We start from the raw sequence: 11403 nt of genomic DNA on the forward strand, positions 1-11403 counted from the left end.
ATGAGTTAAAAAAAGCTACGAGGTGATAGGCATGTACTGTAGAATGTTGGTAGTGGACCTTTCAATGGAAAGATCCTGGGTAGAAGAAATCGAAGAAGAAGCGATCAAAAAGTACATAGGTGGAAAGGGCTTGGGAATCTATTTGCTGGACAAAATGCTGCCCAAAGGAACGCCTCCACTCGAAAAAGAAAATGTACTACTTTTCCTCACCGGCCCCCTAACTGGAACATCTTTTCCGACCTCAGGAAGGTTCGTCGTAGCAACAAAGTCACCTCTCACCAACATGTACGTAGACAGTCACGCTGGAGGACACTTTGCTCCGGCTATGCGAAGGGCAGGCTTCGAAGTGCTGGTAATAAAGGGCAGAGCATCCAAACCATCCTACATTTGGATAGACGACGACAGGATAGAAATAAGGGAGGCTCAGCACCTTTGGGGCATGCAAGTAGATGAGACCGTGGAAGCAGTAAGAAATGAGACATCCCATGAAGCCCACGTGGCAACTATAGGACCTGCAGGGGAAAACCTACTTCCCATAGCTACTATAACTTTTGACAAGGACAGCGATCCATGGAGAGCTGGCGTAGCCGGCAGAGCAGGCACTGGATCTGTCATGGGAAGCAAAAACCTGAAGGCCGTGGCCTTGAGAGGCTCAAAATCCATTCCCATCAAAGACGAGACAAACCTAAGGAAACTCACTTCAGAGATAGCTCGCCTCGCTATGGAATCCCCTGCAATTCACCGCAGGCGAACTGTAGGCACCTCCGCACTAGTGGAGCCCATGAGCAGAACAGGCATACTACCCTCCTACAATTTCAGGCAGGGTTATTTCCATCCCATCTACGGCCTGACATCAGCAAACCTAAGGTATCACACAAAGAGAGATGTAGCATGCTTCAACTGCCCCATAGTATGTGGGAAAATACTCGATGGAGGAGGGAAAGACACGAAAGTAGAATACGAATCCATTGCTCTTCTTGGAAGTAACGATGGGATAGGGTCCATGCCGGAACTAGCCAAAGCCATCTCGGTCTGCAACCAAATGGGCATGGATACCATATCCGCAGGGGGCATTGTAGCCTTCGCGATGGAATGCAAGGACCGCGGGATACTTCACGAAGCTCCATCTTTCGGCGATGCCGAAGGTCAACGGAAACTACTTGAGGACATTGCTTTCAGAAGAGGGTTGGGAGCCATCTTGGCAGATGGAGTAAAGGAAGCCTCTAAAAGGATAGGAAAGGGAACAGAAGAGTTTGCCATTGAGGTAAAAGGATTGGAGCTTCCTGGGTACGATCCCAGAGCAACGTGGGGTATGGCCTTGGCCTACGCAACCTCCGACAGGGGTGGATGTCACCAAAGAGCATGGACCGTTCTAGCGGAACTAGACGGCATACTTCCCAGGTTTGGAACCGAGGGCATTGCCCTAAAAGTCAAAACCACCCAAGACGAGAGGGCTGCGGCGTTCTCCTTGGTAGTATGCGATTTCCTCCCCTATGACCAAAACGTCATATATCCGTGCCTTGAGCATGCTGCCGGCCTTGAAATGAGCGAAAAGGAGTATTTGGAAGCAGGAGAAAGGATATGGAATCACATACGTATGTTCAACATACGAGAGGCCAACATATCCCGAAAGGACGACTATCTACCCAAGCGGATGTACCATGACCCCATCCCCATGCCACCTAGAGGAGAAGACAAAGTGAGTTTACCCAAAGAGCTTTTCGATAAGATGTTAGATGAGTATTATATGTTACGAGGATGGAACGAAGATGGCATCCCAGAGGAAGGGACATTGAGACGTCTAGGACTCTCTTGGTGATGCATGAAAATGATTCTGGAGGTGTAAGCCCATGTGGAAGATAGCAATAGTAGGTTTCGGAAACGTATCTCAGGGATTTCTGAGAATATTAAAGGACAAGAAAGAATCCCTCAAGGAACGCTACAACTTTGAGTATTCCATAACCGCCATAGCAGACCCAGTAAAGGGCTCAGTTATGAACGCTTCAGGGCTGGATGTTGACTTTCTTATGGAACTCTTCGATTCAGAAGGAAACCTTAAATCCCACCCTAACAGAACGGACCTCGGTTCTATCGATATAATAGAAAGAAGCGAAGCCGACATAATCGTGGAGACTACGATTACCAACCTGGAAACAGGCGAACCAGGACTTAGTCATATAAAAGCCGCATTGGGCGCCAAAAAGCACGTGGTATCCACAAATAAGGGACCTGTCTCTGTAGCCCTACCCGAATTAGCTAAACTAGCAAAAGAAAACCATGTGGAATACCTCTTCGAAGGCGTAGTATTGAGCGGGACTCCATCAATAAACCTGGCAAAAGAGGCATTGGCAGGTTGTGACATAAAGAAGGTTATGGGAATAGTAAACGGAACGACCAACTACATCCTCACCAGGATGGAAGAAGGAACTTCCTACGAAGACGCTCTCAAAAAAGCCCAGGAGCTGGGATATGCAGAGGCGGATCCCACAGGGGACGTCGAAGGATGGGACGCTGCTGTTAAAGCTCAAGTCCTCGCTAACGTCATAATGGGACATCAGATAAAAATAGAGGACGTCCAGCGGACAGGAATAACCAAAATAACCCAAGAAGACATCAAGGACGCTGCCAAAAGGGGCGCCAGGATAAAACTTATAGCAGAGGTGGAGAAAACCAACGGCACTGTCAAGGCTTCCGTTAGCCCCCAAGAGATACCCTTAAGTCATCCTCTGGCCAACATTATGGACGCCACCAACGCCCTGACCTTCACCACAGATCATCTTGGCGATGTGACCATAGTTGGCCCAGGAGCAGGAAGGGTTGAAACTGGACAAGCACTTTTGACGGACATTCTTGCCATACATAGAAAATATTGCAAAATATGACTGGAACCTCAACCCCAGAGTTCACCCTGCGGAGTGAATATTTGGGGAACTACAAGGACTGCCTGAGGACGGATTCGCTTGTCCCTTAGCCGATTTATCATAAGCCGCCCCGATAAGGCTCCTAAATGAAACGCAGGAAACTCCAATGTCCAAGCACCCAATATGGAAGCTTCTTCCTGGGAACCACAGAAAACCAAAACATCATCAGGGGAAGCTTCCACTTTTTGTCCTAACCTACCATCCAACACGTGACATTTTGCATTCTTTTTCTGCGTTTGATATTTGGAAAGGAACGAATATACGGCCCCCTCGCCAGGGTAATATCTGAAACCTTGCCCTTTACTTAGTTTCTCTATCCTCTCCACGATGGCCTTCTCGTCAAATTTTATGGAAACCCCATCAAATTGATGCTCACCCACAACGACAACTGGCAGGTTTAGTTCTTCCGCTGGTGGTTTTTCGTAAACAAATATGAGCCCATCCACTCGCCTGGCAGAAAGGACCTTCAAGGCATTGATTCTTTTTTTATCGTCTGAAGAAGTTTCTTTGATCATTATCTCTACCCCTATCCTTTCCATCACCCTCTCCAAGCCACATAGATAGAGACCAACCCACCAAGGGGACAGCTGCTTGAACACAACCCCTATCGTATCGGTCGTTTTCGTGGAAAGTCCCCTTGCCAACACGTCAGGCCTGTAACCAAGTTTTTTGACCGCTGCCCATACTTTTTCACAGGTGGCAGCACTTATCCTAGGGTCTCCTTTCAAGACCCTGCTCACCGTGGCCTTGTTGACCCCAGCCTCCGCTGCTACATCGGCCATTGTCACCTTCATGAGATCCCCTCCCGGAATAATACTACCGGTTGCACAGTAAAGTTCAAGGGGGGTACACTATTCAAAGCAGCTTCCGCCTATGAATTCCCTCAAAATGGACGTGTTGGGAACCACGTCGGAAGGGATGAAAGGAAAGTACTGAGAAAGGGTCAAAAGCCTTTGGGCCTCGCCGTACACAGGAGAAGACTCTTCCACGCTTCTCAAAAGGCCCTCGGTATATCCTTTCAATACAGGCAGCTCGTACACTAGGGCGGAATTGAACATTCGATCCGCCTTCTCCTGGTAAGGGAAAATGTAATCCTGGGCACCCTTAACAACTGAGGGCCACTGCATTAAAGTAGCCTCCGCACTTTTACCTCTGGTTCGGTAATCTCTGACCAATCGCCTTAGCAACCTGTTATCCGTAGTACTAGTTCTATTGTGTCTATCCATGCTTATTCCAGTGAGAGGAGAAACAAAGATCTTGTAGACCTTCTCATCGGGAATTCCTCTGGTTATCAACTGGTTCAGGCCATGAATCCCCTCTATTATCACCACACCTTGCTTTTCCAACTTCAACGTAGGTCCTTTCTCTCTCTTTCCTGAAATGAAGTTGAACCTAGGCAGAACCACTTCCTTGCCCGCAAGGATTGCATCAAGTTGCTGCTCGAGAAAATCCAAATCCAAGGCGTATATGGACTCGAAATCAAAATTACCGTCAGCATCCCTCGGGGTCTTCTCCCTGTCCAAGAAATAGTCATCAAGGGATATCACAACAGGTCTTTTGCCACAGACCCTCAGGCATATGGCCAATCGCTTGGCTGTAGTGGTCTTTCCAGAACCGGACGGACCGGCTATGCATATAACTTTAACAGTTCCTCTTTCTATTATGTCTCCGGCTATCTCATTGAGTTTTTGGTTGTGCAAGGCCTCCGATACCAAGATGAGCTCCTGCGCTCTGCCAGATGCCACATACCTATGCAGGTTATCCATCGTGCTTACGCCCAAAATATCCAACCACCCGGCATATTCCTCGAATACGTCCGCTAGCTTCCGAGGTGGTCTGAAAGGAGGCAGTTCCTTGGGCGATGTGACCGTAGGAAACCTAAGGACCACTCCACTCCTGAAAGGGACCAGGTCCCACGATTTAATATAACCTGCAGAAGGGGCAAGGGGGGTATAAAAGTGGCCATACACTCCATCACAGGACCACAACGTGACAGGGTCTATCCGCGCTGCCTCTAAAAGGGCGGCCTTACTAAGATCGTTCTGACTCCTGAATATTTGTTTTGCCCTATCCAAGGGCACAACCTCCATCTTTATGGGCAAATCGTCATGGACAAATGACTCTAGGGCCTCGCGCACAAGCCTTAGATCTTCCTGATCAAGGCCCTCTCCTTGCACTTCGCAGAAAAAACCATCACTTATGGAGTGCCTTATAAAAACTTCCTTACCTAGAATCTTCCTGCATGCTACCACCAATAAAAAACTAAGGGTGTTCCTGTAAACGGCCATACCCTCAAATGAGGATGTATCGACAAAGTCCACTTCGCAATGGTCATCTATGGTCCAAGTCAAGGGTCGCAGGTACCCGTTGACATGCCATGCAACCACTGGTTTATCGTTCAGGCCGCAAAGGGAAAGAACCTCAATACCAGACACAGGTTTATGAAATTTTTCTACTCCTATCCCTCTTATAGATACAGAAAAGGCCACTACAGAAACACCCCGTTTTTGGTCCTTTAGCGGTCACTCGAATTAGCTGCTCGCTGCTGAATCATTCTTTTCGCCACTATCCTTCACCGCAGCAGGAGACGGTGCGCCTGGGTCACTTCCCTGAACTACCTCTAATTCGGGAGTTCCCGCCCACTCATGGAATGAGGAATCGTAGTTACGGGCGTTCTCAAAACCAGCCATCCTGAGGACCAAAACCAAGTAGGCCGACCTCACTCCTGCCGTGTCATAAACAACTATTTCATCATCTGGACTTAGCCCATAGGATTGGAACAAGGCCCTAAGCTCTTCCACGTCCTTCACTGTTTGGTCTTCGTTGAAAACCGAATCAAAGGGGATATTGATGGCCCCGGGTATATGGCCTCCCCTCTTTTCCTGGAAAATCCTGGCCCCTTGATACTCAAAGGGCGTCCTAGCATCAATGATATATACCTCTCCCAATTTTGCCTTGAGCCACGGGGTGGTAACATTGTAGCCACCTCTGAAACTTTCGATCTTGAAAGGTTTGGCCTTCGCCACAACGGGCTCGGTGGACACTTCTCCACCTGCGGCCTTCCAAGCCATAAAACCTCCCTCCAGCATCTTGGCGTTTTCTATGCCTGAAAGGCGGAGTATCCACACCACCCAACCGTCTTGCCCCCATCCACCGGGATCAGCATAGACGACAACAGGTTTCTTTCCGTCGATGCCCAAAGCACCTATTTTCTTGGCCAAAATATCCTTGGGGTAAAGGTCTCCCCAACCGGGTGAGCCGGGACGCCCTTTCATATTGGCAAAGTACGTCCACTCAGCGTTAACTGCTCCAGGTATATGGCCTTTGGAATACATAGATTTAGGTCTTGCGTCCACTATTACAACAGACCCTTTGTTAGCCTTGAGCCACTCAGGAGTTACATAAAGGGAATCCTTACCACTTTCAGAAGCAAAAGCAACCGACATGATAGTTACCACAATTAAGCAGGCAAACACGAAAGAACCCACTATCCTACGCAACTCTACCATCCTTTCTTTTCTAATGATTATTTTCGCCAATAAACTATCCCTCCGAGTTACGTATATTTTACCCGGAGGGATTTATATATGCCATCAGTAATTTTTCCCAATACAAATACTTATGGTTTCTTCACAGGATCCCATTTCTTGGCAAGACCTTGGGTTATGCGATCGATCACGATGGCCATTATTACTATGCTAAGTCCTGACTCGAACCCCCGTCCAACGTTTATCCTGTTTATAGCCATCAGGACCTCCTGTCCAAGCCCCCTGGCACCTATCATGGAGGCTATGACAACCATCGAAAGAGCCATCATGGTAGTTTGATTGACTCCAGCCATTATGGACGGCATGGCCAACGGAAGCCGTACCTCCTTCAAAAGCTGCCACCTAGTTGCTCCATAAGCCAAAGCTGCCTCCTGGACAGGTTTTGGCACCAGTTCTATCCCCAGACACGTCAACCGTATCACAGGCGGAAGGGCATATATGACCGTAGCCAATATGGCCGGAACCTTTCCCAATCCGAACAGCATCATGGCCGGTATCAAGTACACGAAACTAGGCATGGTCTGCATGGCATCCAAAATTGGTCTAATAATTACCCCTACGGTTTTAACTTCCGCCATAAGCACTCCCAAGGGAATCCCCAGAGCAAGAGAGATGACTACAGACGTTATGACTATAGCCAATGTCTCTATGGCAAGGCCCCACAGTCCGAAAACTCCTATTATCACAGGCAGTAACGACAAAACAAGGGTTGGGACAACTTTCCTTATACTAAACCATGAAATTGCCGCAATCAGTAATATATACCCCCACCACGGAACGGCAGATAGGGCAGCTTGTATCCACAAAAGGAGCTGCAAAAGAGCGTTCGAAAAAGCATCAAAGGCTTCACCGTGGTTTTGTATCAGCGCCTTTATCCCACTGTTCAAATGGGGCGCAACATGAAACTCCCATGCCTCAGGAAACATCGCTATTCACCTCTTTATCATTTGCCGCGTTGAGAGCTGCTATCTGTTCATCGGCCTTTCTGATTTCTTCCCTTCTATCCTGAACGAAGCGAGCTACGTAGTCGTTGGCAGGATTGGCAAAGACCTCGGCGGGTTTGCCTATCTGAACTATGCTGCCATCCTTCATCACCGCCATCCTGTCACCGAGGCGCATTGCCTCGTCCAAATCGTGAGTGACAAAGAATATGGTCTTGTGCATTTCTTCCTGCAGGCGAATCAATTCGTCCTGCATCTCCCTACGTATCAGGGGATCCAAGCCACTAAAAGGTTCATCCATTAAGAGTATTGGGGAATCAGCCACAAGGGCCCTTGCGATCCCTACTCTCTGGCGCATTCCTCCACTCAGCGAGGAAGGATAATAACTGGCCCATTTCTCAAGGCCCACTATCTCGAGGGCGTGCATGGCCTTTTCCCTTCTTTCTTTCTTGGGAACCCCTCTAAGCTTCAGGCCAAAGGCCACATTATCCAGGACTGTTTTATGAGGCAAAAGCCCATAATGCTGAAATACCATGGCCGTCTGGTATCGCCGGAACTCCGTCAGCTCCTTTTTGTCCATTGCCGTGACGTCATAGCCGTTTATGATTATCTTTCCATAGCTTGGTTCAACCAACCTTATAAGGCAGCGTATCAGCGTGGATTTTCCGCTGCCCGAAAGTCCCATGACTATGAACACTTCGCCTTTTTTCACCTCAAAGGACAGATCCCTTACGGCCACTACATCCTCACTAGAGGCCTCTATAGATCTCATTAGCTCCTCGTCATCTACGTCTATCACTACCTTACCCGACTTAGATTTCGAATATACTTTCCAAAGCTCCTCGACTGCTATGGCTACGTCACTCACTGTTAATTCCTCTCCTCCTCCAACGCCTTCTTTATCTTTTCAACCTTTGCTGGATCATCTATCCACTTTGCCCATACATCTTGATATGTCCTCAAGAACCAAAGAGCAGCTTCATCCACCGTAGCATCATTCTTCTGCATGAACGCCAACGCTGCGTTGTTTTGGGCAAGGGTAGTATCGTACTTTTTCAGGAACTCAACGATCTCCGGATGTTTCTCAGCGTACTTGGCGTTTATGCCTATGTGCACCCTTGAGGGAGGGAAATCACACCCATAGTCCTTGCCCCAGCGATTAGGATCGTAAGGTGGCTCTTCCAGTTTCGTCATGTCCAGCATTCCCATTATCCACTCCGGCTCCCAATAATATGCTAAAATGGGCTTTCCTTTTTCGTAATGAGACACGATGGCAGTAGCTAAAGCTGTCTGGGAACCAGGATCAAAGGGCTCGAAGTACTCAAGAAGCCCGTATGCTTCCAACTTCTTTAGGTTAACGTCGTGAACCACCCATCCAGGCACAGCATTATAGAAGCGACCCTTCTTGGGGTTCTCCGGATCCTTGAAAAGTTCCCAGTACTTGGGCAGGTCGAACACAGACTTAAGATCTGGAGCCATGGGTTTTATGCCTCTCTTGGGATCCCCTTTGATAACAAAGGTAGGAACATACCATCCTTGAGGTGCATCGGGGTAAACTCTCCTAAGTCTATGACTTTCTTGTTCTTTACCACTTCTTCCTCATACCAATCCCTAACGTTATCGATCCAAAGCTCCATTATCACATCAATTTCTCCTCTGGCAAGACCTGTAAGGCCGGGCACCGACTCCGCAAAGATGTAGTCAGGCTTGTAGCCATACCCCTTTTCCAAAATATATCCAGCTATCCTATTGTGCATCTGAATGCTATTCCAACTGTGATCGACAAAAACCACTTTCTTTCCCGATGCAAAGGATACTCCACCAAACACACCAAGGACAAAAGACAACAATACTATCCAAAGTGCACTTCTAAATGCCTTTCTCATATTTTCCCCTCCTTTTTACTATTACGCTTACGTTCCTTTTGGTTCTCCAACTTCTTAGGGCTCTAGCTAAAAATGGTACGCTAATATCGAGGAGTTATTGCCATATCATCAATTGAGAGATCTTTCAGCAGGAAAACTGAAATGGTTACAACCTTTAAAAAACCGCAAATGATTTAAGCAATTGGTTTATCAGAAAGCTCCTGGACCTTACGCTCCAACTCCTCTACTCTTCTTTTCAAATCCTCGACCACAGTGATCAAGTCAGAATAGGGCACCACCTTTCCTCTTTTTTCCGTTCTAGCTTTCTCCACCAATTCCCTGACTAGGGAGTTTCTGTACAAAGTTGAACGAGCCACTCCCAACTTTCGAGCTACAGACTGAAAGTCTACATCTTGTCCTGATGCCTTCATTTCATCTATAGCCACCTTCACAGCATCAAAAAGACCTTGCTTACCTCTCTTTTCCAACCTTATCAAGCTCTCCCTTACTGGCGTCTTCAAAAATGCTCCATTTTTCACTACATGTAGCATAACAACGAAAATGCTGGGCGTCAAGTTTTGAATACAAAATAAAAGAAGTGCGCCTAATCTGAAAATTTAGACTATATTGCTAACCGTTGCACAAATGGCTTACTTGGTATATAAAGTGTACTGGTCTGACCAGTTACGGGGGGATACTAATGCCACAAAGAAAGATCAAAGGCACTCGCATTTATGAACAGGTAGTAGAAGAAATAAAACGGTCCATTTCTTCAGGTGAACTAAAACCAGGTGACCCTCTGCCTTCAGAAAGGCAGCTAATGTCGGAAATGGGTGTAAGCCGAAGTTCTCTAAGAGAAGCGTTTCGAATCTTGGAATTGCTGGGCCTCATAGAGAGCATTCCCGGAAAAGGCCGATTCGTAAGAAAGCCCCGCCCGGAAAACAAGGACTTAAGCACTGTCCCCTTAGAGGACGAAGCGATCCTGGAGCTCATGGAGGCCCGTCGTATTTTGGATCCTGCTATTTGTAAAATAGCCGCCATGCACGCTCTTCCTTCAAACCTCACGCAAATTCGTAAGATTCTATCCAAGACTTCCCAAAACATTGAGAACCTCTCACAAAGGGCTAAACTGGATTACGATTTCCACCTTGCCCTAGCGGAAGCTACTCACAACTTCGTCTTCGTTAACGTGGTCAAAATGACCTTCAACCTCATAATGGCAACCCACGAACGAATATACTCCCTTTTGAACGACAAGGAGGCCTTCCTCAACGAGCACCAAGAAATATATGAGGCAATAATGGACCACAATGTGAATTTGGCCTCGGACCTTGCTGCCAAGCACATAGACCGAATCTACAAGACGTTACAGGAGGCAATGGCTAAATAAGCCAAATCACATACAAGAGAAAAACATGGAGGGGTGCAAAAATGAAGGAGAGAATTTTGAAGCTGTTCCCGGAAATCGATTGGATCGAAAACGAGGAGCTCAAGGATAAGGTTCTCAAAACCCTTGAGGACGCCTTGAGAATCGGAGGTTGGGAGCCAGAGGACATGGACAAGATTCCCTTTACTCTGCTCATCAAGGATTGCCCCGCTTCCCTCTTGACCCACTTCAGAGGAGTAACAAGGATGGCTAAGAAGGCCATGGAAGAGTTCAATGCCTTGTATGACTACAAACTGGACAACGATACCCTGATAGCAGGAGCAATACTTCATGACGTGGGCAAACTGGTGGAATACAAGCGCGACGCCGATGGCAAGGTCGTAAAATCCGATCTCGGCAAGGATCTCCGCCACCCATTTTCTGGTGTAGGACTGGCAATGAAAAACGATATCCCCTCTCCCATCTGCCACTGTATAGCAGTTCATGCAGGCGAAGGCGATGGAAGGCACAGGTCTCCTGAAGCAGTTGTCATAAACAAATGCGATTTCTTGAACTTCGAAACCCTTAAGTCCTTCATGGGACTTATTTAGGTATATCAAAAACAAATAAACGGAGGTGCATCTCCATGGGGAAGACGATGATCCAAAAGATCATCCAAAGGGCTTCTGGCAAAGAGGTAAAACCTGGTGACAGGGTATGGTGCAACATCGACCTTTCCACCGCAAGGGACTTTGCAGGCCC

The 11403-nt window shown here is 47.6% G+C and carries 10 protein-coding genes and 1 pseudogene; 4 read left to right on the top strand and 7 right to left on the bottom strand.

What is annotated here, in order from left to right; genetic code table 11:
• Nucleotides 1-31: 31 nt before the first annotated feature.
• Together V7Z69_RS04915 and V7Z69_RS04920 are read left to right on the top strand one after the other, a co-directional pair.
• Nucleotides 32-1819, top strand: a complete 1788-nt coding sequence (locus tag V7Z69_RS04915; protein WP_334138883.1) for an aldehyde ferredoxin oxidoreductase family protein — start codon at nucleotides 32-34, stop codon at nucleotides 1817-1819.
• A 31-nt stretch (nucleotides 1820-1850) separates the two neighbouring features.
• On the top strand, nucleotides 1851-2882 hold the full coding sequence (locus V7Z69_RS04920; RefSeq protein ID WP_334138885.1) for a homoserine dehydrogenase: 1032 nt from the start codon (nucleotides 1851-1853) through the stop codon (nucleotides 2880-2882).
• Between the two features lie 8 nt (nucleotides 2883-2890).
• Here V7Z69_RS04920 and V7Z69_RS04925 read toward each other — a convergent pair whose 3' ends face one another.
• From V7Z69_RS04925 to V7Z69_RS04960, 7 genes and pseudogenes are all read right to left on the bottom strand, one after another.
• Complete coding sequence (locus tag V7Z69_RS04925) at nucleotides 2891-3715, bottom strand: LacI family DNA-binding transcriptional regulator (protein ID WP_334138887.1); 825 nt, start codon at nucleotides 3713-3715, stop codon at nucleotides 2891-2893.
• A 57-nt stretch (nucleotides 3716-3772) separates the two neighbouring features.
• On the bottom strand, nucleotides 3773-5410 hold the full coding sequence (locus tag V7Z69_RS04930; protein WP_334138889.1) for a nucleoside kinase: 1638 nt from the start codon (nucleotides 5408-5410) through the stop codon (nucleotides 3773-3775).
• A gap of 42 nt (nucleotides 5411-5452) precedes the next feature.
• Nucleotides 5453-6460, bottom strand: a complete 1008-nt coding sequence (locus V7Z69_RS04935) for a sulfurtransferase (protein WP_334138891.1) — start codon at nucleotides 6458-6460, stop codon at nucleotides 5453-5455.
• A gap of 80 nt (nucleotides 6461-6540) precedes the next feature.
• Nucleotides 6541-7395 (bottom strand): ABC transporter permease, encoded by an 855-nt coding sequence (locus tag V7Z69_RS04940; RefSeq protein ID WP_334138892.1) that lies wholly within the window; start codon nucleotides 7393-7395, stop codon nucleotides 6541-6543.
• Nucleotides 7385-8278, bottom strand: coding sequence for a quaternary amine ABC transporter ATP-binding protein (locus V7Z69_RS04945; protein ID WP_334138894.1), 894 nt, complete (start codon nucleotides 8276-8278; stop codon nucleotides 7385-7387). Before V7Z69_RS04945 ends, V7Z69_RS04940 begins: the two co-directional genes overlap by 11 nt.
• A gap of 2 nt (nucleotides 8279-8280) precedes the next feature.
• Nucleotides 8281-9296 (bottom strand): annotated as a pseudogene (locus V7Z69_RS09945) (ABC transporter substrate-binding protein).
• Nucleotides 9297-9469: 173 nt separating this feature from the next.
• Complete coding sequence (locus V7Z69_RS04960) at nucleotides 9470-9826, bottom strand: DUF6262 family protein (protein WP_334138898.1); 357 nt, start codon at nucleotides 9824-9826, stop codon at nucleotides 9470-9472.
• A gap of 149 nt (nucleotides 9827-9975) precedes the next feature.
• Between V7Z69_RS04960 and V7Z69_RS04965 the strand changes: the two genes are divergently transcribed.
• Complete coding sequence (locus V7Z69_RS04965; RefSeq protein ID WP_014163690.1) at nucleotides 9976-10665, top strand: FadR/GntR family transcriptional regulator; 690 nt, start codon at nucleotides 9976-9978, stop codon at nucleotides 10663-10665.
• A 41-nt stretch (nucleotides 10666-10706) separates the two neighbouring features.
• A complete protein-coding gene (locus V7Z69_RS04970) occupies nucleotides 10707-11252 on the top strand; it encodes an HD domain-containing protein (protein WP_014163691.1) in 546 nt (181 codons plus the stop codon).
• The last annotated feature ends 151 nt before the right edge of the window (nucleotides 11253-11403 follow it).

Source organism: Thermovirga lienii, from assembly GCF_036847465.1.
GTDB classification, from domain to species: Bacteria; Synergistota; Synergistia; order Synergistales; family Thermovirgaceae; genus Thermovirga; species Thermovirga lienii.